Source organism: Pantoea sp. ME81, assembly GCF_903970985.1.
GTDB classification, from domain to species: Bacteria; Pseudomonadota; Gammaproteobacteria; order Enterobacterales; family Enterobacteriaceae; genus Pantoea; species Pantoea communis.
On the sequence record NZ_CAJCKS010000075.1, the window covers coordinates 1 to 23,514 of the forward strand.

Sequence of the window (23,514 nt, forward strand, 5' to 3'; positions counted from 1 at the left end):
AATCAGCGAGCCGTGGAGTACCACGGACAAGATCATAGCTACGGGGGTACGTGTAGGAAGAGGCGTAGTCAACGTCGTCATATCAGTCATATTCATTGAGTGAAGCGCAGATTTTAAATGCAAATAGCAATCAGTTTCAATAAGCGATGTGTAAGCCACTCGCAGAAAGGCGTTTTTTAGCGGAGATTGCGCTATATGACGGTGGATTTATCTTTCATTTGCACTCTGATTAACGATCACTTAACGTGTCTCGCAATTTCGGCAAGTCTAACGGGAGTACCCCATCGTGCTTTACGTCATTTATGCGGAAGATACCGCAGATTCACTGGAAAAACGCAATTCCGTACGCCCTGCGCATCTCGCGCGCTTGCAGTTACTGCAGGATGAAGGTCGACTGATCGCCGCTGGCCCAATGCCTGCTGTCGATAGCAACGATCCGGGTCCGGCAGGCTTTACCGGTTCAGTGATCATTGCCGAGTTTTCCTCGCTGGAAACCGCACAATCCTGGGCTAATGACGACCCGTACATTGCCGCTGGCGTGTATGAGAAAGTGGCGGTCAAACCGTTCAAGCGCGTATTTTAATCGATGTGGCAGTCTGTTTTACTGCTGGTAGCGGTGTTAACGCTGATTGGCAGAGCACTCTGGATTTGGCGTCAGCAAGGCTGGCGCCAGGCCCGGCAGCACATTGTGATGTTAGTCGTGCTGGCGGCCGCATTACAGATCGTCAATGTCTCTCTGGTGTTACGCGGCGCTTAACGGCCGCGTAAGCCATTTACATATTCTGCGTGATGAACAGGATAGATCGGCGATGCTGCTGCGCCACCTGATGACGAATGGCATGGATACGTTTATAGCGACGTGACTGCCCTTCCAGCCAACGTGCACGACGGCGGTGTACCTGACGTAACATTCTCCAGCGTGCCACTTCATTTCTGCTTCGTCTCATCACATCCTCATCAGACAGGCTAAACTCGCCAGGCATTATAAAGATCTGATTGAAAATGCCAAATCGAAAGCTTCATTGAACTGTCATTCACGATTAAAGGTTTCACTAGTGCTATTCAGCACGTAAACTTTCCTCATCAAAGCGCGAACAGGATGTCCACTTAATGACTACATTTTATACCCTAATCAGTTGGTTGCTGCTGTTCGGCTACTGGTTGCTGATTGCGGGTGTCACGCTGCGTATCCTGATGAAACGCCGCGCAGTGACGTCCGCCATGGCCTGGTTGCTGATCATCTATATTCTGCCGCTGGTGGGTATTATCGCGTATCTGTCGTTTGGTGAACTTCATCTGGGCAAACGCCGGGCTGAGCGCGCACGCACCATGTGGCCCTCCACCGCCAAGTGGCTTAACGACCTCAAACAGTGCCGCCATATCTTTGCCACCGAACACAGTGACGTGGCACGTTCATTATTTGAACTCTGTCACCATCGTCAGGGCATTGCGGGTGTCAAAGGTAATCAGCTACAGCTGCTCACTAACTCTGATGATGTGATGCACGCGCTGATTCGTGATATCCAACTGGCTCGTCACAACATCGAGATGGTGTTTTACATCTGGCATCCGGGCGGCCTGGCGGATGAGGTCGCGGAGTCACTGATGGCGGCTTCACGCCGGGGTGTACATTGCCGCCTGATGCTGGACTCTGCGGGCAGCGTGGCATTTTTCCGCAGCCCATGGGCGAATATGATGCGCAATGCCGGTATCGACGTGGTTGAGGCGTTACAAGTGAGCCTGCTGCGTGTGTTCCTGCGCCGTATGGATTTGCGACAGCATCGTAAAGTGGTGCTCATCGATAACTATATTGCCTACACCGGCAGCATGAACCTGGTCGATCCTCGCTACTTCAAGCAGGATGCAGGCGTGGGCCAATGGATCGATTTGATGGCGCGTATGGAAGGGCCGGTCGCGACCACGATGGGCATCGTTTACGCCTGTGATTGGGAGATTGAAACCGGCAAGCGCATTCTGCCGCCCGCGCCGGATGCCAACATCATGCCCTTTGAGCAGGAAAGCGGTCACATCATCCAGGTGATCGCTTCGGGGCCGGGCTTCCCGGAAGATATGATTCATCAGGCGCTGTTGACGGCGGTCTATTCCGCACGCGAACAGCTGATCATGACAACGCCCTATTTCGTCCCCAGTGACGACCTGCTGCACGCCATCTGCACCGCTGCGCAACGCGGTGTGGAAGTCAGCATTGTGGTGCCACGCCACAATGATTCGCTGTTGGTGGGCTGGGCCAGCCGCGCGTTCTTCACCGAGCTGCTGGAAGCAGGCGTAAAAATTTATCAATTTGAAGACGGTTTGCTGCATACCAAAAGCGTGCTGGTCGATGGACAGCTGAGTCTGGTCGGTACCGTAAACCTTGATATGCGCAGCTTGTGGCTTAATTTTGAAATCACGCTGGTGGTGGATGATGATGGATTTGGCAGCGATTTGGCCACGGTGCAGGATGACTATATCGCCCGCTCACGCTTACTGGATGGTGCGCGCTGGGCTAAACGTGCGTGGTGGCAACGCATCGTTGAACGACTGTTTTACTTCTTTAGCCCTTTACTGTAAAACGAGCGACAAGATTACCGCCTCAGATTAAGCAGGAATGACCATGGATTTAAATAATCGCCTTACCGAAGATGAAACGCTGGAACAGGCCTACGACATTTTTCTAGAACTGGCCGGTGATAACCTCGATCCGGCTGACATCATTCTGTTCAATCTGCAGTTTGAAGAGCGCGGCGGTGCGGAGTTGTTTGACCCGTCGGAAGACTGGCAGGAGCACGTCGATTTCGATCTCAACCCGGACTTCTTTGCGGAAGTGGTGATTGGTTTGGGTGAAGCGGACGGCGAGCCGATTACCGATGTGTTTGCCCGCGTGCTGCTGTGCCGCGAGAAAGACCATAAGCTGTGCCACATTCTCTGGCGTGAATAATCGCTGACGCATAAAACAACGCCGGGCAATTGCCCGGCGTTTTCTTTTCGACCTTATAAGGGGTCGACCTTCAGACAGGATACTGCGTGGCGGAAACTGCCCTCCAGCAACGGACGCGTTTTTGCACACTCAGGTCCGGCAATCGGACAGCGAGTGCGGAATACGCAGCCCGAGGGCGGATTGATCGGTGAAGGCAGTTCACCTTCCAGTAGCTGGATCTGTTTGTTTTTTTCCAGATCCGGATCCGGAATGGGTACCGCAGACATCAGTGCACGGGTGTAAGGATGCTGTGGATTGTTGTACACCGAGTCATAAGTGCCCAACTCAACTGCATGACCGAGATACATCACCAGTACACGATCAGAGATGTGCTTCACCACCGCAAGGTCATGCGCAATGAAAATGAGCGATAATCCCATTTCACGTTGCAGCTGCTGCAGCAAATTCACTACCTGCGCCTGAATCGACACATCCAGCGCCGAAACCGGCTCATCGCAAATAATCAGCTTGGGTTCGAGGATAAGCGCACGCGCAATGCCGATACGCTGACACTGACCACCGGAAAACTCGTGTGGATAACGGTTGATGAGGTTTGGCAGCAGCCCAACCTTCATCATCATGTTCTTCACCTTATCCTTCACTTCCTCCTTTGGCATCTTCGGATAGTAGGTGCGTAGCGGCTCGGCAATGATGTCGCCAATGGTCATGCGCGGGTTCAGCGAGGCCAGCGGATCCTGGAAAATCATCTGGATATCGCTGCGCGCCTGGCGCCACTCATCCTGACTCTGCCCCAATAAATCACGTCCCAGCCAGGCCACACGACCGTCGGTGGCTTTCACCAGGCCGATGATGGCGCGTGCCAGGGTTGATTTACCACAGCCCGATTCGCCCACTACGCCGAGGGTTTCCCCCTCATACAAGCGCAGGCTGACGCCATCCACTGCTTTCAGTGTTTTTGGCGGCTGCCAGAACCACTGTTTGCCGTCTTTAATATCGAAATGCACCTTAAGATCGGCGATTTCCAGTAAGACTTTCTTCTCTTCGATGACGGTGCTCATGCTAATTCCTCCACCGGTTTGAAGCAGGCACGCAGACGCCCTTCCGCGAAAGGCTCCAGCGGCGGTGACTTGGCACAAACGTCCATCGCAAAGGCGCAACGTGGCTGGAACGGACAGCCCTGTGGCAAGCGCAACAGGTTAGGCGGGTTGCCAGGAATGGTGGTGAGTGACTCACCCTCTTCCGCATCCAGACGCGGCACCGCACTCAGCAGGCCAATGGAGTAAGGATGCGCAGGCTGATAAAACACATCGCGTGCACGGCCATATTCCATGGTACGACCGGCGTACATCACCAGCACCTTGTCGCAGATACCGGCAACCACGCCGAGATCGTGGGTGATCATGATGATCGCGGTATTGAACTCGCGTTTCAGCTCGTTCAGCAGCGTCATGATCTGCGCCTGCACCGTCACATCCAGTGCCGTGGTCGGTTCATCAGCAATCAGCAATTTAGGACGACACAGCAGCGCCATGGCGATCATCACACGCTGACGCATGCCGCCAGAGAATTCATGCGGGAACATCTTCATGCGCTTGCGCGCTTCCGGCATTTTCACCGCATCCAGCATACGCACGGATTCTTCAAACGCCTGCGCGCTGCTCATGCCTTTGTGCAGCTTCAGCACTTCCATCAGCTGCTCGCCGACGCGCATGTACGGATTGAGCGAGGTCATCGGGTCCTGGAAAATCATCGCAATCTGCTCTGCGCGCAGCTTGTTCAGTTTGTTCTCCGGCAGGTTAAGGATCTCTTCACCGTTGAATTTTGCCGAACCGCCAATGCGACCGTTTTTTGCCAGCAGGCCCATCAGGGCGAAAGCGGTTTGCGACTTGCCCGATCCCGATTCGCCGACGATACCCAGGGTTTCGCCGGCACGAAGTGAAAAGTTAAGATCGTTGACTGCGGTGACATCACCATCGTGGGTGCCAAAGGTGACGCGCAGGTCTTTAACGTCCAGCAGCAGGTTACTGTTTCCCGCACGTGCAGCCATTGCTGGCTGAAATTCATGTATGGTCATCGGGAAACTCCTTAACGATCTTTCGGGTCGAGGGCATCACGCAGGCCATCGCCGATAAAGTTGAAACAGAACAGCGTGACCACGAGGAAACCCGCAGGGAACATCAACAACCAAGGCGAGACTTCCATGGAGTTGGCGCCGTCACTCAGGAGTGCGCCCCAACTGCTCAGTGGCTCTTGCGTACCCAACCCGAGGAAACTGAGGAAGGACTCAAACAGAATCATGCTGGGCACCAGCAATGAGGCATAGACCACCACCACACCCAGCACGTTCGGTACGATGTGACGTAGCACGATATTGAAGGTCGACACCCCACCCACTTGCGCCGCTTCAATAAACTCTTTGCGCTTCAGGCCCAGCGTCTGACCGCGCACAATACGCGCCATATCCAGCCACGACACCATGCCGATCGCCACAAAGATCAGCAGGATGTTACGACCAAAAAAGGTCACCAGCAGGATCACGAAGAACATGAACGGGAAGGAGTTGAGGATTTCCAGAATACGCATCATCACGGAGTCGATTTTACCGCCGAGATAGCCCGCCAGTGAACCATACAGCGTGCCCACCAGCACCGCGATCAACGCGGAGGCAATGCCGACCATCAACGAGATACGACCGCCAATCGCCACGCGCACCAGCAAGTCACGTCCCGATGAGTCGGTACCAAACCAGTGGCCTGATACCGTATCCGGAGCGGCTGACATCATGGCCCAGTCGGTATCATCATATTTAAACTGCGACAACACCGGCGCTAATATCACGAACAGGGTAATCGCTAACAGCACCAGCAAACTGATCAGCGCAGCGCGGTTATGGATGAAGCGGCGACGCGCATCCTGCCACAGGCTGCGCCCTTCGACTTCCAGTTTTTCACTGAAGGCATCCAGAGCTTCGCTGTTTTTCTTACTTAACATCATGGGCGAACTCCACCATCAGTAACGGATTTTCGGATCGATGACGGCATACAGCACATCCACGATCGCATTGAACAGAATGGTCAGCACGCCGACCAAAATGGTCAGACTCATCACCAAAGAATAGTCACGGTTCAGGGCACCGTTAACAAACAGCTGGCCAATACCCGGCAGACCGTAAATCGATTCGATCACCATTGAACCGGTGATGATGCCGACGAATGCCGGCCCCATATACGAGAGCACGGGTAACATGGCAGGTTTCAATGCATGACGCAGTACGATACGGCGCAGCGGCAACCCTTTGGCGCGCGCGGTGCGAATAAAGTTGGAGTGCATCACTTCAATCATCGAACCACGCGTAATACGCGCGATGCTGGCGATATAGGCCAGAGACAGCGCCACCATCGGCAGCAGCATGTAATTCCACTGCCCACCGTTCCAGCCACCGCCCGGCAGCCAGCGCAAGGTAATCGCAAAAATCAGCACCAGCAGCGGTGCGACGACAAAGCTGGGTATCACGACGCCCGTCATGGCGACCCCCATTACCGCGTAATCCCACAAACTGTTCTGTTTGAGCGCGGCAATGACTCCTGCCGTCACGCCAAGGATCACTGCAAGGAAGAAGGCGGCGAGGCCGAGTTTGGCCGAAACCGGGAAGGCATGGCCGACCAGATAGTTAACGGAATAATCTTTATACTTGAACGATGGACCAAAATCGCCGTGCGCCAGCTGCACTAAGTAACTGACGTACTGTTTGCCGATCGGATCGTTCAAATGATATTTGGCTTCGATGTTCGCCATCACCTCAGGCGAGAGCGTGCGCTCGCCGGTAAACGGACTGCCGGGTGCCAGTCGCATCATAAAGAAGGAGATGGTGATCAGGATGAAGAGCGTCGGGATCGCTTCCAGAAGTCGACGCAGGATGAATTTTAACATTGCCGTACCTACCAGGCTGTTGCTTCACAAAGTCAAAAAGGCGGCGCTACAGCGCCGCCACTGTCGATAGCCTGAGTGCTATTAATGTTTAATGATATACAGGTTTTTATCGAGGGTTTTATCCAGCGGATCATTACCGGTGTAACCACCCACGTACGGTTTCACCAGACGCGCGTTGACGTAGTAGTAAACCGGGACAATGGTGCTGTCTTTATCCAGAATCTGCTCAGCTTTCTGGTAATCCGCGACACGGGCTTTATCGTCTACCGCTTTCACCGCATCGTGGATCACTTTATCGAAGTCTGCGCTCTTATAGTGCGAGGTGTTACTGCTGCTGTCAGACAGCATGATGTTCAGGAACGAGGTTGGCTCGTTATAGTCTGCACACCAGGCCGCACGAGAAACATCAAAGTTGCCCTGATGACGGGTATCCAGGAAGGTTTTCCACTCCTGGTTCTCCAGTTTGATGTTCACGCCAATGTTCTTTTTCCAGATCGAAGACGCGGCGATAGCCAGTTTCTTATGCAGATCCGAGGTGTTGTACAGCAGGTTGAAGGTCAGTGGCTTATCAGCCGTGTAACCTGCTTCAGCCAGCAGTTTTTTCGCTTCTTCGTTACGCTTGTTCTGATCCCATTTGAACCAGTCTGGCGGCAGCAATTCCATGCCGTCGGTGGCTGGCGGGGTAAAGCTGTACGCCGGTAACTGCCCCTGCGCCAGCACCTTATTCACCATGATGTCGCGATCCAGACCCAGTTTCAGCGCAGTACGCACGCGCGGATCGGTGAATGGCGCTTTCTGGTTGTTAATTTCATAGTAGTAGGTGCAGAGATACGGCTTCACCATCAACTCTTTGCCGTTATCACGCTGCAGTTTTTTGAACAGCTCGATCGGCATGTTGTTATAAGTGATGTCACTGCCGTTCTCAGAGAAGTAACGGTTCACGTCACTGACTTCTGAGTTGATCGGCAGGAAGGTCACTTTGTTCAGTACGGTGTGCGCGTTATCCCAATATTCCGGGTTACGTACGATGGTGACACGTTCGTTGATGACGTGTGATTCCAGTTTAAACGCACCGTTGCCCACCCAGTTTTGTGGCTGCGTCCACTGGTCGCCAAACTTATCGATAGCAGGCTTATACACCGGTGACATCACGGAGTTGATCAGCAGCTTGTAGAAATAAGGAACCGGCTCGCTGAGGGTCACTTCCAGCGTATGGTCATCAATGGCTTTCACACCCAGATCGGTGATCGGTTTTTTACCGGCGATGATGTCATCGACATTCAGGATGTGGCCGTATTGCGGATAGCTGGCGTAAGGAGAAGCAGTTTTAGGATCGACTAAACGCTCCCAGCTATAGACGAAATCTTGTGCCGTGACTGGCTCGCCATTGGACCATTTAGCGTTTTTACGCAAATGGAAAGTCCAGACTTTAAAATCTTTGTTTTCCCAGCTTTCTGCCACGCCCGGAATCGGTTTGCCATCGCTGTCGCTGATGATCAGACCTTCGTACAGATCGCGTGCGATGTTGTCTTCCGGCACGCCTTCAATTTTATGCGGGTCAAGCGATTGCACTTCATCGCCATTACCACGTACCAGCTCCTGTTTTGCTGCCAATTCAACGCCTGCTGGCACTGCGGCCAAAGCAGCATTCCCTGCCAGTGCGCCGATTGCTGCAAGAACGCCTGCGGCAATCAGGCTTTTTTTCGTGATGTTGTTCATTACTTAGCTCCAGTTTTATTATCGTCACCGGGTCAGTGAACTGCCCGGCGTACCCCGTTTCCGGGAGATCTCTGCCTGTCTGAACAGAGACCACTACCACCCTTCAGGGTTTACCACGTTAATGTGCCGTCCGACTGTAGCGCCGGTTCCACACATTACTCAATGTTTCTTTATGTAATAGTATTTCAATGCCAGCATATCTTGCGGATCCTTGCCGGTAAAACCGCCAACCCAGGGTTTCACCAGACGCACGCTGACGCGATAGTAAACCGGCACGATGGGCGAGTCCTTATCCAGTTGCGCTTCCGCCTGCTGATACAATGCGGCACGCTGAGTGTTATCGGCAACCGTCAGGGTTTGCGCCATCAATTTATCGAAGGCATCGCTGTGATAGAACGCGGTGTTAATCGAGGAACCACTCAGCAGCATATTGAGGAAGGTTGATGGCTCGTTATAGTCCGAGCACCAGGTAGCGCGCACCACATCGTATTGTGCCTGATGACGCGTCTCCAGCAGCGTTTTCCACTCCTGATTTTGTAGCGTCACCTCGGCACCGAGGTTCTTTTGCCACATCGAGGCGGCGGCGATAGCCTGCCGTTTATTCTGCTCAGAGGTGTTATACAACAACGTGAAACGCAGCGGATGCTGAGCATTAAAACCGGCATCGGCCAGCAGTTGTTTGGCACTGGCGTTACGTTCGGCCTGAGTTTGCTTCGACCAGGCAGGCGCTTCAGGCGAGATGCCATGCGTAAATGGCGGCGTCAGCGCATAGGCGGGGATCTGACCTTGCCCCATGATCTTGTCGGCGATGATGTCACGATCGAGCGTCAGCTTCAGCGCTGTACGAACTCTTGCATCATCAAACGGTGCTTTCTTGTTATTCATTTCATAGTAGAAGGTGCAGAGCACAGGGCTGACTTTGACCTGATTACCTAAATCCTGCTGCAACTTCTTGAATAAATCCGGTGGCACCACGCTGTTGGTCATATCCGTACCACCACTGCGATAGCGGTTGATGTCACTGTTTTCGGAAGAGAGCGGCAGAAAAACGCCCTCATCAATCACACTGTGCGCGTTATCCCAATATTGCGGGTTACGCTTCAGGACAATCTTTTCATTCACCACCCAGTCAGCCAGCGTGTAGGCACCATTTCCCACATAGTTCTGCGGTTGGGTCCACTGCTCGCCGAATTTTTCAATCGCCGCGCGATACACCGGCTTCATCGCGGTATGGGCCAGCATGTCGACAAAATAGGGAACAGGCTCAGTGAGTGTCACTTCGAGGTGATGCGCATCAATCGCTTTCACGCCCAGTGAATCCGGCGAGGCTTTGCCCGCCAAAATGGCGTCGATGTTGGCGATATGGGCAGCTTGCAGATAACTGGCATAGGGTGAAGCTGTTTTCGGATCGGCCAGACGCTGCCAGCTGTAAACGAAATCTTGCGCGGTGACGGGTTCACCGTTGCTCCAGCGCGCATCTTCACGCAGGGTGAAGGTCCAGATACGCCCCTGCTGGTTGCTCCACTGCTTTGCAACGCCAGGCACAATCTGACCATTGTTATCGGTCTCGACCAGCCCCTCTAACAAATTGCGGATGACATTAGATTCGGGAACCCCTTCCGTTTTTTGCGGATCGAGCGAGGACACTTCACTACCGTTATTGATGACAATGCGCTGTGTTGCAGATAATTGCGTCCCTGCCGGGATGTCAGCCGCCTGACTATGAGAGATAAAACCTGCCAGACAAAGTACCAGAGACGTGCGCGCAACTTTTTTCGCTACCATGCTCTTCATCAACAAATATCAACCTTAAATAAAAACCTGATAGCGAGTAAGCAAGAAGCGTACACATTTGTCGCGAACAGGGAAAAAATTTGTGATGAGCCGAAAATTATCAGAACCGATGCCCGCACGCCAAAGCTAAACAGCAAAAATGTTAGCTAATTCTCTTTTATCATGTAGACCGCGACAGGAGAAGTGTTAATTTTCATCCTGAAATATTATTCAACCAGATGTTTTATAAGAAATAAGTCAATATTCCGCTGATTTTATCGCCAATAAAGCCTTGCAATCCGCTATTTTACTGTTAACGCTGCCAAACTCTCATCTAACAATATGAAACGTTATTTGAGGTGATAAAACTTCCGAATAGCTACTGATTAAAATGAATATGGCAGTGAAATATACTGTGATAATTATCACATATATTTGTTGATGAACTGGCGCGGGAAGGAAAAGTAGTAGCAAAAGTGATGATAGTCAGATCATATTAAGCCAGGCGAATAACCTCACCCTATTGGTGCAAAATACTGGCCCATTGCACCAATATGGATCACAAAAGTTATTTTTTAACTGAAAACACCGACAAATTAATTCAGCAAACCCGGAAATATCGCCTTCATCCCGGTGACAACAAACTCAATCCCCAGTGCCATTAGAAGCAATCCCATGATTCGGGTAATCACGTTAATGCCTGTTTGTCCTAAAACGCGCACCATTAAAGGGGCAGCCCGGAACAGTAACCAGCAACAGAAAGCAAAAATCGCAATGGCGACAGTGAAACCGAGCAGGTTTATCCAGCTGTGGTAACGCGTGCTCCAGACGATAGTCGAACTGATGGCACCCGGCCCGGCCATTAAAGGTAAAGCCAGCGGCACCACACCAATACTTTCACGAATCGCGGTCTCTGATTTTTCCTGTTTGTTTTGCTTATCCTCGCCCAGCTTGCCGCTGATCATCGACATTGCAATAGTGACCACCAGAATGCCGCCAGCGATACGGAATGAGTCAATGGAGATGCCGAAGAGATGGAGAATAGCGTCCCCGAGGAACAGCGAGGTCCAGAGAATGATCGCTACAGCCAGATTTGCCGTGAAGTTGGTTTTATTCCGCTCAGCGACAGCCTGGTAGCTGGTCATGCTAATGAACACGGGAATGATCCCCACGGGATTGACCAGGGCAAATAAACCGACAAAAAACTTAATGTAGCCGGAAAAATCAAGTAGCACGGGGTTCACGGTGAGCTCCACGAAGGTAGTGTTTCAAATCGCGCTTAATGTAGTGCATAAGCCGGAGGGAAAACCAGTAGGTTAAGCGGAAATATATGCTGCTATTTCCCCTTACTTCCAGTTTATTCCTCTGCGAACAATGGCTCGTCGCCCACCTCACGTCATCTCCATCAACTAAAACCGCTTAATGAGTTACTTTAGTTGCTAAAGTCGATGCTGAAAGGTGTCAGCTTGGCGCCAGATTGATCCACATCAAAATTTGCCTACCTCATCAGGGGTAATCTTAACCCATCGAAACTATTGATACAGGCGTCAGCATCTTATCCTGGAAACCCTTTTAGTAAGCAACGGCAATCTACTCGCCACTCTGAACAACGTATAAGCATAGCGCGGCTATACTTTCCGACTCAGGCTTGCTTACTAAAAGAGTTTAACTTCCTTCAGGAGAGCACTATGGCCGTTACAAATGTTGCCGAACTTAATGCACTGGTAGAGCGTGTTAAAAAGGCACAGCGTGAATACGCCAACTTTAGTCAGGAACAAGTTGATACCATTTTCCGCGCTGCTGCACTCGCCGCTGCTGATGCCCGTATCCCCCTCGCCAAAATGGCTGTCGCCGAATCGGGCATGGGTATCGTTGAAGATAAAGTGATCAAAAACCACTTCGCTTCTGAATATATCTACAACGCCTATAAAGATGAGAAAACCTGTGGTGTGCTGGATACAGATGACACCTTCGGTACTATCACCATCGCTGAGCCAATTGGCCTGATTTGCGGTATCGTCCCAACCACTAACCCAACCTCTACCGCCATCTTTAAAGCGCTGATCAGCTTAAAAACCCGTAACGGCATCATTTTCTCACCACATCCACGTGCCAAAGATGCCACTAACAAAGCGGCAGACATCGTGTTGCAGGCCGCCATTGCGGCTGGTGCGCCGAAAGACATCATTGGCTGGATTGATGTCCCTTCAGTAGAGCTGTCCAACCAGCTGATGCACCACCCTGATATCAACCTGATTCTGGCCACCGGTGGCCCGGGCATGGTGAAAGCCGCATACAGTTCCGGTAAACCGGCGATTGGTGTCGGTGCGGGTAACACGCCAGTGGTTATCGATGAAACCGCCGATATCAAACGTGCTGTCGCTTCTATCCTGATGTCCAAAACCTTCGACAACGGCGTCATTTGTGCATCAGAACAGTCAGTCATCGTGGTGGACTCGGTCTACGATGCGGTTCGCGAGCGTTTCGCCAGCCATGGTGGCTATCTGTTACAGGGCAAAGAGTTGAAAGCCATTCAGGACATCATCCTGAAAAATGGTGCGCTGAATGCCGCTATCGTGGGTCAGCCTGCGGCAAAAATTGCTGAACTGGCCGGCATCAGCGTCCCTGCGACCACTAAAATCCTCATCGGTGAAGTGAAGCTGGTGGATGAGTCTGAACCGTTTGCCCACGAAAAACTGTCGCCAACCCTGGCGATGTATCGCGCAAAAGATTATTACGACGCGGTAGATAAAGCAGAAAAACTGGTGGCTATGGGCGGTATCGGCCATACCTCTTGCCTGTACACTGACCAGGATAACCAACACGAGCGCGTGCACTTCTTTGGCGACAAAATGAAGACCGCCCGTATTCTGATTAACACACCAGCTTCGCAAGGCGGTATTGGCGACCTCTATAACTTCAAACTTGCGCCATCGTTGACGCTGGGCTGTGGTTCCTGGGGCGGTAACTCAATTTCTGAGAACGTCGGACCTAAACACCTGATCAACAAGAAAACCGTGGCCAAGCGAGCTGAAAATATGTTGTGGCATAAACTTCCGAAGTCTATCTACTTCCGTCGTGGTTCACTGCCGATTGCCCTGGAAGAAGTCGCGACCGACGGTGCTAAGCGCGCCTTTATCGTCACTGACCGCTTCCTGTTTAACAATGGCTATGCCGATCAAGTCACTCGCGTGTTAAAAGCGCACGGCATCGAAACTGAAGTGTTCTTTGAGGTAGAAGCGGACCCAACACTCAGCATCGTACGTAAAGGTGCTGAGCAGATGAACAGCTTCAAACCCGATGTGATTATCGCCCTGGGCGGCGGTTCCCCGATGGATGCCGCGAAAATCATGTGGGTGATGTACGAACATCCTGAAACCCACTTCGAAGAGCTGGCGCTGCGTTTCATGGATATCCGTAAACGTATCTACAAGTTCCCGAAAATGGGCGTGAAAGCGCGCATGGTGGCCATCACCACCACTTCCGGTACCGGTTCTGAAGTTACACCGTTTGCTGTGGTCACTGACGATGCGACAGGCCAGAAATATCCGTTAGCGGACTATGCGTTGACGCCTGATATGGCGATTGTGGATGCCAACCTGGTGATGGATATGCCGCGTTCACTCTGTGCGTTTGGTGGTCTGGATGCGGTGACTCACTCGCTGGAAGCCTATGTCTCTGTACTTGCAAATGAGTACTCTGATGGCCAGGCGCTGCAGGCGCTGAAACTGCTGAAAGAGAACCTGCCGGCCAGCTATCGTGAGGGTGCGAAGAATCCAGTGGCGCGTGAACGTGTGCATAATGCGGCCACAATCGCCGGTATCGCCTTCGCCAACGCCTTCCTCGGTGTGTGTCACTCCATGGCGCATAAGCTGGGCTCGGAGTTCCACATTCCGCACGGTTTGGCCAACGCCCTGCTGATTTGTAACGTCATCCGTTACAACGCGAATGACAACCCAACCAAGCAGACAGCTTTCAGCCAGTACGATCGCCCACAGGCACGTCGTCGCTACGCTGAAATTGCCGACCATCTTGGATTGAGTGCTCAGGGTGACCGCACTGCCCAGAAAATTGAAAAACTGCTGGCATGGCTGGAAGAGATGAAAACTCAACTCGGTATCCCAACCTCTATCCGTGAAGCTGGCGTGCAGGAAGCCGATTTCCTGGCGAAAGTCGATAAGTTGGCAGACGACGCGTTTGATGACCAGTGTACCGGTGCGAATCCGCGTTATCCGCTGATTGCTGAATTGAAGCAAATCATGCTGGATACCTTCTATGGCCGCGAATTCTCTGAAGCTGAAGGCCCAATGGCTGAAGCCGCCGATGATAAAACGGTGAAAATCGAGAAAAAAACCAAAAAAGCCTAACCGGCTAAAAACAAAAAACCCGCTGCGGCGGGTTTTTTTATCGCTAAATAATCAAGCTTGCGGAGATTGCGCACCATAGATAGCTTTTAACGATCCTTCATCAATCGCCTGTTTATAGTGTTTACGGCAGACAGAAATATATCGCTCATTGCCGCCAATCACCACCTGCTCTCCTTCGCTGAACGGTTTCCCGTTGGCATCAAGGCGCAATACCATGCTGGCTTTACGGCCGCAATGGCAGATGGTTTTAAGCTCAACCAGTTTATCTGCCCATGCCAGTAAATATTGACTGCCGGTAAAGAGCTCGCCGCGAAAATCAGTGCGTAATCCATAACACAATACGGGAATATCCATATTGTCGACCACATCCGATAACGCTCTGACTTGCTCACGTGTCAGGAACTGACTCTCATCCACCAGCACACAATGAACCGGTTGCTTCGCATGCTCCCTGGCTATTTCCTGATTTAATTGTGTCGCAGCGTTATATAAAAATGCAGGAGACGAAAGACCAATCCGCGAGCTTACCTTGCCCGCACCAAAGCGGTCATCAATCTCGGCGGTATACACCAGAGTGCGCATGCCGCGCTCTTGATAGTTATAGGAGGACTGAAGCAAAGCAGTGGATTTACCCGCGTTCATCGCGGAGTAATAAAAATAAAGTTGGGCCATATGCAGAATCTCATCGCAGCACAAATCTGATGGCGCGCAGTCTACCATAAACAAGTAAACCTGTAGCGATGCATTATTTTTATCATTTGCTCAAATTAACGACAATGGCAGGTACGTGATTCCTCATCGACGTTAAAACAGCACTTTTTGGCAAAGAACAATCTATGCTGAGAATTTATTCAGCATTATTACTGCCAAAGTGTAAGGATTAGCACAACGTCACGGTGGCAAACGCGGATAATCAAGGCTTCAGATCTAAGCGCTAACGGTAAATATATTTGTAAACCGTAATACAATGTGATTTCTGGTTTTTACTTAACGTTTTACTTTTTAATCTGACTATTGCAGTTATTTTTTAGCCCCACTATTATGAGTCGGCAGAACAACTCCCATTTATTATATTTTGAGATTAGGACAATGAGCGAAGCACTTAAAATTCTTAATAATATCCGTACATTGCGCGCGCAAGCTCGGGAATGCACTCTGGAAACACTGGAAGAGATGCTGGAAAAACTCGAGGTTGTCGTCAATGAGCGTCGTGAAGAAGAAACTCACGCGCAGGCTGAAAATGCTGAACGTAACCGCAAACTTGAACAATACCGTGAGATGCTGATTGCAGATGGTATCGATCCAAACGAATTGTTACAGGCACTTTCTGAGACCAAAGCACCGGGAAAAACCAAGCGTGCTGCACGTCCTGCCAAGTATTCTTACGTTGATGAAAATGGTGAAAACCGTACCTGGACAGGTCAGGGTCGTACACCAGCCGTGATTAAAAAAGCGATTGAAGAACAAGGTAAACAACTGGACGATTTCCTGCTGTAATTTTCCAGTGCTTCGAATTGTGAATAGCGCTAACGTGAGTTCACTTTACACCGGGTAAGAAAAAGGAAGCCGCTGGCTTCCTTTTTTAATGCGTCTTTATTGCTGATAAAAGCGACGATACCAATCAACAAAGTTCTGCACGCCCTGCTCAACCCTGGTTTGCGGACGGAACTGAATCGCATCATATAATGGCTGGGTATCCGCACTGGTATTGAGCACATCTCCCGGCTGCATCGGCAGCATATTTTTCTTCGCTTCAATGCCCAACGCTTTTTCCAGTGACTCGATATAGGTCATCAGGCTGGTCGGCTGGCTGTTGCCGATATTGTAGACCCGGTATGGCGCAGAACTGGTGGCCGGCGATCCCGCTTCCACGGTCCAGTTTTCATCAGTCTGCGGAATCACATCCTGCATACGCACGATAGCTTCTGCGATATCATCAATGTAAGTAAAATCTCGGGTCATTTGCCCACGGTTATAGACGTCAATTTGCTCACCGGCCAGCATTGCGCGGGTGAATTTGAATAACGCCATATCCGGACGTCCCCACGGACCGTAAACAGTAAAGAAGCGCAGACCGGTGGTGGGCAACTGGTACAAATGGGAATAAGTATGCGACATCAATTCGTTGGCTTTTTTCGTGGCCGCATACAGAGAAATAGGATGATCAACAGAGTCATCCGTTGAGAAAGGCATTTTGCGGTTAAGCCCATATACTGAGCTGGATGACGCATACAGCAGGTGGCCAACTTTATGATGGCGGCACCCTTCGAGAATATTGAGGTGGCCAATGAGATTGGCATCGGCGTAAGCGTGTGGGTTATCAATTGAATAACGAACGCCCGCTTGTGCACCCAGATGGATCACGCGATCAAATGCATGATCTTCGAATAATGAAGAAATGGCCTGGCGATCTGCCAGGTCCATTTTCAGGAAAATAAACTCGGGATGCTGGAGAATCTGGTCTAAGCGCGCTTGTTTCAGGCTGACATCGTAATAGTCATTCAGGTTATCGATACCGACGACCTGGTGACCGGCGGCCAGCAAACGCTGACTCACGTGAAATCCAATAAAACCTGCCGCACCGGTAACCAAAAACTTCATACATCCCTCATTTATTACACAATTTGAATTGATGCTCCGCGGCCGATAGCGTAATACGTAAAGCCGCGTTTGCTGATACGCTCCGGATCATACAGGTTACGACCATCAAAAATCACGGGTTGTTTTAACGCGGTTTTGATAACGTCGAAATCTGGCGCACGGAAGTTCTGCCATTCAGTACAAATGACCAGGCCATCAGCACCTTGCAACGCCGCTTCTTTGGTACCGGTCAGCTTCAGGTCGTCGCGGTGGCCATAAATACGCTGCGCTTCTTCCATTGCTTCCGGGTCAAATGCCTGAATGGTCGCACCCGCTTCCCATAGCGTTTCCATCAGCACACGGCTGGAGGCTTCACGCATATCGTCGGTGTTAGGTTTGAACGCCAGGCCCCAGAGAGCAAAGGTTTTGCCACGCAGATCGTCGCCAAAATGACGCTTGATGAAGCTCGGCAATTTGTTCTTCTGTGAATCATTCACATCTTCTACCGCCTGCAACAGACGCGGTGTGTAACCAATCGACTCAGCAGTACGAATCAGCGCCTGCACGTCTTTCGGGAAGCACGAACCACCGTAGCCACAGCCAGGGTAGATGAAGTGATAACCAATGCGAGAATCTGAACCAATCCCCTGGCGGACTTTCTCAACGTCGGCTCCCAGACGTTCTGCCAGGTTAGAGATTTCGTTCATGAAGCTGATTTTGGTCGCCAGCATGCAGTTCGCTGCGTACTTGGTCAGCTCTGCACTGCGGATATCCATCAGAATCATGCGATCGTGATTGCGGTTGAATGGCTCATAAAGCTCACGCAACAACTCAACCACGTCGTCGTTATCAGTGCCCACCACGATGCGCTCAGGACGCATGCAGTCGTTTACTGCAGCCCCTTCCTTGAGGAATTCAGGGTTAGAAACCACATCAAACGGGATGTTCACATCACGTTTTTGCAGCGTCTCGGCCATTACTGCACGCACACGATCAGCCGTTCCGACAGGGACGGTAGATTTATCGATCACCACTTTATGATCGTTCATGTGCGCTGCAATTGTCCGCGCAACCGCAGTCACATATTTCAGATCGGCAGAACCGTCTTCATCCGGCGGCGTACCCACAGCAATAAATTGCATGACACCGTGGTTAACACCCTCTTCTGCATTGGTGCTGAACTTCAGGCGACCCGCTTCATAGTTAGACATCACCAGCGGCGTCAAACCCGGTTCGAAAATCGGAATATGGCCTTTTTTCAGGTTTTCGACTTTCTTTTCATCGACATCAATACAGAGAACGTCATGTCCGACTTCGGCTAACACCGCAGCCTGAACCAGACCGACATAGCCGATACCAAATACAGTGACTTTCATTGAATTATCCTGTGTTTAATGAATTACTTTTTGTTGCCTACAGCGCCTTCCAGCCATTGAGTAAAGTCTTTACCCAGTACTGGATGACGAACGCCATACTCAACGAAAGCCTGCATATAACCCAGTTTGTTACCGCAGTCATGGCTTACACCGGTCAGGTGATAGGCTTCAACGGTCTCTTTTTCCATCAGCATGGCGATGGAGTCAGTCAGCTGAACTTCGCCGCCAGCACCTGGAGGGGTTTTCGCCAGCAGTGGCCAGATGTCAGCAGACAGCACGTAACGACCCACAACTGCGAGGTTAGAAGGCGCTTCAGAAGCTTTAGGCTTTTCAACCACACCCACCATTGGCGCGCTCTGGCCTGGTGCCAGGTCAGCACCTTTGCAGTCAACGACACCGTAAGCGGTCACATCAGCAACCGGCTCTACCATGATCTGGCTGCGGCCGCTTTCTTCGAAACGCGCCAGCATTTCTGCCAGGTTGTCTTTGGTTGGGTCAGATTCGTACTCATCGATGATCACATCTGGCAGAATCACGGCAACCGGCTCATCACCGACCAGCGGATGTGCACACATCACTGCGTGGCCAAGGCCTTTCGCAATACCCTGACGCACCTGCATGATGGTCACGTGTGGAGGACAGATAGACTGGATTTCATCCAACAACTGACGCTTAACGCGTTTTTCCAGCATGGATTCCAGCTCAAAACTGGTATCAAAATGGTTTTCGATGGCGTTTTTAGAAGAGTGCGTAACCAACACGATTTCGTTAATGCCCGCAGCGATACACTCATTCACGACATATTGGATCAGCGGCTTATCGACCAGCGGTAACATCTCTTTTGGAATAGCTTTAGTAGCAGGCAGCATACGCGTACCCAGACCTGCAACCGGGATTACCGCTTTTTTTACTTTAGACTTATAGGCAGACATCTAAATACCTCTCTTAATAGGCCGTTCAAGTTAATACTTGATATGTCGGTTTAAAAACGAAATGAGTATATCAGTTACTATCAGACGGATTTATCCTGGATGGAGCTAATCCGCGGAATTTAAGACTATTACCCAAGTGTAAAGCTTACCCCTGGCCCTGTCTCCAGCCCGCAAAAAATATAAATCCAATCGCTTATTCTTCAGCCGATAACATCAGCCGTAGCCTGCCACCCGCGCCCCACACATGGCACTGCCAGGCATCAGCGCGTTGACTGATCTGATTGAGGTGCGTACTGCCCATAGTACCAAGCGGCACGCCATTACTGAGTTGAATCTGATGGGTGTTAATGTGCAATGTGGCGTTGAGGCCAGCGGAGACCAGAATCAGGTTTTTCAACTGACGGTGGTAGTACCCCACCAGCAAGGGGAACTGGCCACTGAGATTGGCCTGGCGTAACAGCATATTGACCTGGCGCAGCAGGCCGTTTAACTCCGGCAAGCGCTGTTTCTGTCCGGAAAGTTGTTCCTGTAACAGACCATTAAACAGCGCGCGCAACAGTAAGGCGGCCAACACGCCATTATCGCCTGCTCGGGTCACATCAAGACAGTAGAAGGCCAGATCCTTGTCGGACAACGCGGCAATATCCAGCACCAGCCCTGGCTGTTCAGCCATGGTCAGTTGGCGATAGTTAATGCGGCAATTGGCGATGGTTTGCTGAACCGGAGGTTGCAACTGCTTCAGTAACTTAGACGCAGCTAAAGGATCGCGGACCAGTGCATCCCAATCCTGAAACAGCTGTTCATCTTCCTCAACTTTGGAAGTGAACATCGAAGGATAAAGGCACTCATAAACAGCTTCACGAAAACGTTCGAGGTTTCTGAGCGGCTTAAGCAGAACATCCTGAACCCCAAGGCGCAGGACATGCGCAATATCGGCCATGTTCTGCGTGGCGGAGATGATCAAGATTGGCACGCTATTACCGCGGCTGCGAATACGTTCGACAAACTGAAGCCCCCCCATGCGCGGCATCTCCAGATCGCAAATCACCAGATCCACGGCTTGAGCCGACAGTAAGGTTAAGCCATCGAGGCCATCTCCCGCTTCCAGCGTGCTGGCTCCCAGCCCCACCAACATAGTGTCTAACATCGAACGGAAAACGACCTCATCTTCGACAATGAGTATCTTTTTGCCGATTAGTGGTTTTTCCATTCTCTCCCCCTGCGTACCAGATATTTCAATAGTGGTTCATAAAACGCAGTTGCGCCTTTCAGAATTGACTGAAGTCGCACTGCCTGTGAATGAACAACCTGATTATCTGCCACGGACCAGCGGTAATAGTTCATCCATTTTTTTCTCGACGGCGGCTTTACCTGCCGCAATGGCTTCTTCTGCACGATGAAAATCCAGTGTGGATATCTGCGGACAAAACGGTTGAATCAGCACATCCGGTGGATCGCCCGCCATACGATTACGTTTAAGGCGGTTTTCCAGAATCTGGATGGATGTGGACATGATCTCCATGGCGCCCGGCGTTTGATTGGCGCGGCGGTGCGTCAGACCCAGTATGCGCTGGCGCAATTTTTTGCCCCAGCTTAATGCCTCAGCCGCGGCCTCTTCTTCACCGCTCTGTGGTGTCACCGATAATAAATCCTGCTGCATTAAATGCGCGTCATGCTGTAAGTCCACCGCGATGACAATGTCGGCGCCAAGGGCTCGTGTCAGAGATATCGGCACCGGATTGACCACGGCACCATCCACCAGCCAGTAACCATTGTAGCCAACAGGTGGTAATAAGCCTGGCATACTACAGGACGCACGTACTGCCTGATGCAAATCGCCTTCGGTTAACCACAACTCACGGCCGGTACTTAAATTCGAGGCCACCACGCCGAAGGGTTTATTGCACCCCTCAATCAATTCATTGGGGATCAACTGACGGATGTGGCTGAACACGCGGTCACCGCGCAGCAAACCACCACGCTGCCACGACAGATCCATGAGCCGGATCACGTCCCAATAGCGAAATGCGCTCACCCACTTTTCCATTACGCCCAGCCGCCCATTGACGTATGCCGATCCCACCAACGCGCCGACAGAGCAGCCTGCAACCACATCAATTTCAATGCCGGCACGCTCCAGCGCATTAATCACACCAATGTGCGCCCAACCTTTGGCGGCACCTGAACCCAGGGCCAGCCCGATCCTCACCTTTCTCATCGCACCTCGTGATTAGTCTGGTACGTAGCATCCCGCTCAGCAGTCGGCTACCATAGCGCACACTTTAATTAACTTTAATCACTCACAGGAGATGACGTGTCTGAAAAGTGCCCCTGCTGCAGCGGAAAGCAGTATAGCTTATGTTGCCAGCCCTTTCTGAGCGGTCAGGCATTCCCTGCCAGCGCTGAACAATTAATGCGTTCACGCTACACCGCCTATGTTGAAAAGAACGCGGGTTATCTGGCTGCGACCTGGCACTCCAGTAAGCGTGTGGCCGACCTTGAGACGTTATTATCTGAAAGTTTTTCCGGCACTGAGTGGCTGGGCTTGAATGTAACCCGTTGTAATCATGGAAGCCACGAGAATGAAGCCTTTGTGACCTTTTTTGCGCGTTACCGCGAAAAAGAGCGCACTTCGGCCATCTATGAATGTTCACGCTTTCTCTGTGAGGATCAACGCTGGTACTATATCGACGGAACGGTGCCCGAGCTGGGGCGCAACGATCGCTGTCCTTGTGGCTCCGATAAAAAATACAAAAAATGTTGTGGTTAATCTGGACAGATTCACAACGGCTTTACCATTCATCGCTTTGACAGGACTCTGATCGAGATGCAAGCGCAAAACACGCAACGAAAAGTTTTACGGACCATTTGCCCAGATGCGAAAGGTCTGATCGCCAAGATCACCAACATTTGCTACAAGCATGAACTCAACATTGTGCAAAACAACGAGTTTGTCGATCACCGTACCGGGCGCTTTTTCATGCGCACAGAGCTGGAAGGGATTTTCAACGACAATACCCTGCTGGCGGATCTCGACAGCGCGTTACCGGTAGGTTCGGTGCGGGAATTGCAGAGCGCTGGTCGTCGTCGTGTGGTGATTCTGGTGACCAAAGAGGCGCATTGCCTGGGCGATCTGCTGATGAAATGCGCGTTTGGTGGTCTCGATATGGAGATTGCCGCCGTCATTGGTAACCATGAAACGCTGCGCTCGCTGGTTGAACGTTTCGATATTCCGTTTGTGCTGGTCAGCCATGAAGGCCTGACGCGTGAAGAGCATGACAACCGCATGGGCGATGAAATTGATCGCTACCAGCCGGATTACGTGGTGCTGGCCAAATATATGCGCGTGCTGACGCCGGCTTTTGTGCAGCGTTACCCGAATCAGATCATCAATATTCACCACTCGTTCCTGCCTGCTTTCATCGGCGCGCGCCCTTACCATCAAGCTTACGAGCGTGGCGTAAAAATTATCGGTGCTACCGCGCACTACGTGAATGACAACCTCGATGAAGGTCCGATCATCATGCAGGACGTGATCAACGTCGATCACAGCTACACCGCAGAAGAGATGATGCGTGCCGGTCGTGATGTCGAGAAGAATGTCCTGAGCCGCGCGCTTTATAAAGTGCTGGGTCAGCGCGTGTTCGTTTACGGTAACCGCACCATCATTCTGTAAGCGTCCTGGCGCTGAATTGTGCAACTCTTCAGCGCCACGGATGAAAAGTGGGCAAACGATTCATATTTTTGTTTTCAGCGCTTTACAGTCAGAACGCATTTGGTATCATGCGCCCCGCTTTCAGGCACATTATTCAGGCCAGTGGCGGGAGTCATATTGGAGGGGGGTGGGGTGGGGAAGGGGGGTCTTCTTGTGTTGACGATCGTGGGATGGCGTCATCTGC

General features: G+C 51.4%; 22 protein-coding genes. 8 read left to right on the forward strand and 14 right to left on the reverse strand.

Going from position 1 to position 23,514, the window contains the following annotated elements; all coding sequences use genetic code 11:
• Positions 1-286 precede the first annotated feature (286 nt).
• Complete coding sequence (locus H7A81_RS14785; protein WP_034828845.1) at positions 287-583, forward strand: YciI family protein; 297 nt, start codon at positions 287-289, stop codon at positions 581-583.
• Positions 584-586: 3 nt separating this feature from the next.
• The gene (locus H7A81_RS14790; protein ID WP_166936081.1) at positions 587-757 is read left to right on the forward strand and encodes a hypothetical protein; all 171 of its coding nucleotides are present in this window, start codon (positions 587-589) and stop codon (positions 755-757) included.
• Positions 758-773: 16 nt separating this feature from the next.
• Here H7A81_RS14790 and H7A81_RS14795 read toward each other — a convergent pair whose 3' ends face one another.
• A complete protein-coding gene (locus H7A81_RS14795; RefSeq protein ID WP_097117257.1) occupies positions 774-947 on the reverse strand; it encodes a YciY family protein in 174 nt (57 codons plus the stop codon).
• A gap of 163 nt (positions 948-1,110) precedes the next feature.
• Between H7A81_RS14795 and cls the strand changes: the two genes are divergently transcribed.
• Together cls and H7A81_RS14805 are read left to right on the forward strand one after the other, a co-directional pair.
• Positions 1,111-2,571: a cardiolipin synthase gene (cls, locus tag H7A81_RS14800; RefSeq protein WP_034828843.1), complete on the forward strand. Its 1,461-nt coding sequence runs from the start codon at positions 1,111-1,113 to the stop codon at positions 2,569-2,571.
• A 37-nt stretch (positions 2,572-2,608) separates the two neighbouring features.
• On the forward strand, positions 2,609-2,938 hold the full coding sequence (locus H7A81_RS14805) for an HI1450 family dsDNA-mimic protein (protein WP_196250121.1): 330 nt from the start codon (positions 2,609-2,611) through the stop codon (positions 2,936-2,938).
• A gap of 53 nt (positions 2,939-2,991) precedes the next feature.
• Here the strand turns inward: H7A81_RS14805 and oppF are convergent, their stop codons facing one another.
• The 7 genes from oppF to H7A81_RS14840 all read right to left on the reverse strand — a co-directional run bounded on the left by oppF (position 2,992) and on the right by H7A81_RS14840 (position 11,604).
• Positions 2,992-3,996, reverse strand: coding sequence for a murein tripeptide/oligopeptide ABC transporter ATP binding protein OppF (gene oppF / locus H7A81_RS14810; RefSeq protein WP_182057897.1), 1,005 nt, complete (start codon positions 3,994-3,996; stop codon positions 2,992-2,994).
• Complete coding sequence (locus tag H7A81_RS14815; protein ID WP_097116989.1) at positions 3,993-5,012, reverse strand: ABC transporter ATP-binding protein; 1,020 nt, start codon at positions 5,010-5,012, stop codon at positions 3,993-3,995. The genes oppF and H7A81_RS14815 overlap by 4 nt, the downstream gene beginning before the upstream one ends.
• An 11-nt stretch (positions 5,013-5,023) precedes the next feature.
• Positions 5,024-5,932: an oligopeptide ABC transporter permease OppC gene (gene oppC, locus H7A81_RS14820; RefSeq protein ID WP_034828835.1), complete on the reverse strand. Its 909-nt coding sequence runs from the start codon at positions 5,930-5,932 to the stop codon at positions 5,024-5,026.
• Between the two features lie 15 nt (positions 5,933-5,947).
• The gene (gene oppB, locus H7A81_RS14825; RefSeq protein WP_034828832.1) at positions 5,948-6,868 is read right to left on the reverse strand and encodes an oligopeptide ABC transporter permease OppB; all 921 of its coding nucleotides are present in this window, start codon (positions 6,866-6,868) and stop codon (positions 5,948-5,950) included.
• Between the two features lie 81 nt (positions 6,869-6,949).
• Entirely contained in the window at positions 6,950-8,587 is a 1,638-nt protein-coding gene (gene oppA / locus H7A81_RS14830) for an oligopeptide ABC transporter substrate-binding protein OppA (protein ID WP_034828830.1), read from the reverse strand.
• A 159-nt stretch (positions 8,588-8,746) separates the two neighbouring features.
• Positions 8,747-10,381: an ABC transporter substrate-binding protein gene (locus H7A81_RS14835; protein ID WP_182057898.1), complete on the reverse strand. Its 1,635-nt coding sequence runs from the start codon at positions 10,379-10,381 to the stop codon at positions 8,747-8,749.
• A 575-nt stretch (positions 10,382-10,956) separates the two neighbouring features.
• On the reverse strand, positions 10,957-11,604 hold the full coding sequence (locus H7A81_RS14840) for a YchE family NAAT transporter (protein ID WP_166936087.1): 648 nt from the start codon (positions 11,602-11,604) through the stop codon (positions 10,957-10,959).
• 444 nt (positions 11,605-12,048) lie between these two features.
• On the opposite strand from H7A81_RS14840, the gene adhE reads away from it, so the two are divergent.
• A complete protein-coding gene (gene adhE, locus H7A81_RS14845; protein ID WP_182057899.1) occupies positions 12,049-14,727 on the forward strand; it encodes a bifunctional acetaldehyde-CoA/alcohol dehydrogenase in 2,679 nt (892 codons plus the stop codon).
• Positions 14,728-14,778: 51 nt separating this feature from the next.
• On the opposite strand, the gene tdk is transcribed toward adhE, so the two are convergent.
• Positions 14,779-15,399, reverse strand: a complete 621-nt coding sequence (gene tdk, locus H7A81_RS14850; protein ID WP_038650068.1) for a thymidine kinase — start codon at positions 15,397-15,399, stop codon at positions 14,779-14,781.
• A gap of 417 nt (positions 15,400-15,816) precedes the next feature.
• Between tdk and hns the strand changes: the two genes are divergently transcribed.
• Entirely contained in the window at positions 15,817-16,224 is a 408-nt protein-coding gene (gene hns / locus H7A81_RS14855) for a histone-like nucleoid-structuring protein H-NS (protein WP_034828823.1), read from the forward strand.
• Between the two features lie 96 nt (positions 16,225-16,320).
• On the opposite strand, the gene H7A81_RS14860 is transcribed toward hns, so the two are convergent.
• The 5 genes from H7A81_RS14860 to rssA all read right to left on the reverse strand — a co-directional run bounded on the left by H7A81_RS14860 (position 16,321) and on the right by rssA (position 21,833).
• The gene (locus H7A81_RS14860) at positions 16,321-17,328 is read right to left on the reverse strand and encodes an NAD-dependent epimerase (RefSeq protein ID WP_182057900.1); all 1,008 of its coding nucleotides are present in this window, start codon (positions 17,326-17,328) and stop codon (positions 16,321-16,323) included.
• Positions 17,329-17,342: 14 nt separating this feature from the next.
• Positions 17,343-18,683 (reverse strand): UDP-glucose/GDP-mannose dehydrogenase family protein, encoded by a 1,341-nt coding sequence (locus H7A81_RS14865; RefSeq protein ID WP_034828819.1) that lies wholly within the window; start codon positions 18,681-18,683, stop codon positions 17,343-17,345.
• 23 nt (positions 18,684-18,706) lie between these two features.
• Positions 18,707-19,615: a UTP--glucose-1-phosphate uridylyltransferase GalU gene (gene galU, locus H7A81_RS14870; protein ID WP_182057901.1), complete on the reverse strand. Its 909-nt coding sequence runs from the start codon at positions 19,613-19,615 to the stop codon at positions 18,707-18,709.
• A 193-nt stretch (positions 19,616-19,808) separates the two neighbouring features.
• Positions 19,809-20,825 (reverse strand): two-component system response regulator RssB, encoded by a 1,017-nt coding sequence (gene rssB / locus H7A81_RS14875; RefSeq protein WP_034828815.1) that lies wholly within the window; start codon positions 20,823-20,825, stop codon positions 19,809-19,811.
• 102 nt (positions 20,826-20,927) lie between these two features.
• Positions 20,928-21,833 (reverse strand): patatin-like phospholipase RssA, encoded by a 906-nt coding sequence (gene rssA, locus H7A81_RS14880; RefSeq protein ID WP_058959825.1) that lies wholly within the window; start codon positions 21,831-21,833, stop codon positions 20,928-20,930.
• 96 nt (positions 21,834-21,929) lie between these two features.
• Between rssA and H7A81_RS14885 the strand changes: the two genes are divergently transcribed.
• The gene (locus H7A81_RS14885; RefSeq protein ID WP_058959826.1) at positions 21,930-22,385 is read left to right on the forward strand and encodes a YchJ family protein; all 456 of its coding nucleotides are present in this window, start codon (positions 21,930-21,932) and stop codon (positions 22,383-22,385) included.
• Between the two features lie 57 nt (positions 22,386-22,442).
• The gene (gene purU, locus H7A81_RS14890) at positions 22,443-23,291 is read left to right on the forward strand and encodes a formyltetrahydrofolate deformylase (RefSeq protein ID WP_034828882.1); all 849 of its coding nucleotides are present in this window, start codon (positions 22,443-22,445) and stop codon (positions 23,289-23,291) included.
• Positions 23,292-23,514 lie beyond the last annotated feature (223 nt).

Bases quoted from the DNA above. Each gene is read 5' to 3' on its own strand.
- H7A81_RS14790 (WP_166936081.1), top strand. From the start codon at position 587: ATGTGGCAGTCTGTTTTACTGCTGGTAGCGGTGTTAACGCTGATTGGC.
- H7A81_RS14795 (WP_097117257.1), bottom strand. From the start codon at position 947: ATGAGACGAAGCAGAAATGAAGTGGCACGCTGGAGAATGTTACGTCAG.
- cls (WP_034828843.1), top strand. From the start codon at position 1,111: ATGACTACATTTTATACCCTAATCAGTTGGTTGCTGCTGTTCGGCTAC.
- H7A81_RS14805 (WP_196250121.1), top strand. From the start codon at position 2,609: ATGACCATGGATTTAAATAATCGCCTTACCGAAGATGAAACGCTGGAA.
- oppF (WP_182057897.1), bottom strand. From the start codon at position 3,996: ATGAGCACCGTCATCGAAGAGAAGAAAGTCTTACTGGAAATCGCCGAT.
- H7A81_RS14815 (WP_097116989.1), bottom strand. From the start codon at position 5,012: ATGACCATACATGAATTTCAGCCAGCAATGGCTGCACGTGCGGGAAAC.
- oppC (WP_034828835.1), bottom strand. From the start codon at position 5,932: ATGATGTTAAGTAAGAAAAACAGCGAAGCTCTGGATGCCTTCAGTGAA.
- oppB (WP_034828832.1), bottom strand. From the start codon at position 6,868: ATGTTAAAATTCATCCTGCGTCGACTTCTGGAAGCGATCCCGACGCTC.
- oppA (WP_034828830.1), bottom strand. From the start codon at position 8,587: ATGAACAACATCACGAAAAAAAGCCTGATTGCCGCAGGCGTTCTTGCA.
- H7A81_RS14835 (WP_182057898.1), bottom strand. From the start codon at position 10,381: ATGAAGAGCATGGTAGCGAAAAAAGTTGCGCGCACGTCTCTGGTACTT.
- adhE (WP_182057899.1), top strand. From the start codon at position 12,049: ATGGCCGTTACAAATGTTGCCGAACTTAATGCACTGGTAGAGCGTGTT.
- tdk (WP_038650068.1), bottom strand. From the start codon at position 15,399: ATGGCCCAACTTTATTTTTATTACTCCGCGATGAACGCGGGTAAATCC.
- hns (WP_034828823.1), top strand. From the start codon at position 15,817: ATGAGCGAAGCACTTAAAATTCTTAATAATATCCGTACATTGCGCGCG.
- H7A81_RS14860 (WP_182057900.1), bottom strand. From the start codon at position 17,328: ATGAAGTTTTTGGTTACCGGTGCGGCAGGTTTTATTGGATTTCACGTG.
- H7A81_RS14865 (WP_034828819.1), bottom strand. From the start codon at position 18,683: ATGAAAGTCACTGTATTTGGTATCGGCTATGTCGGTCTGGTTCAGGCT.
- galU (WP_182057901.1), bottom strand. From the start codon at position 19,615: ATGTCTGCCTATAAGTCTAAAGTAAAAAAAGCGGTAATCCCGGTTGCA.
- rssB (WP_034828815.1), bottom strand. From the start codon at position 20,825: ATGGAAAAACCACTAATCGGCAAAAAGATACTCATTGTCGAAGATGAG.
- rssA (WP_058959825.1), bottom strand. From the start codon at position 21,833: ATGAGAAAGGTGAGGATCGGGCTGGCCCTGGGTTCAGGTGCCGCCAAA.
- purU (WP_034828882.1), top strand. From the start codon at position 22,443: ATGCAAGCGCAAAACACGCAACGAAAAGTTTTACGGACCATTTGCCCA.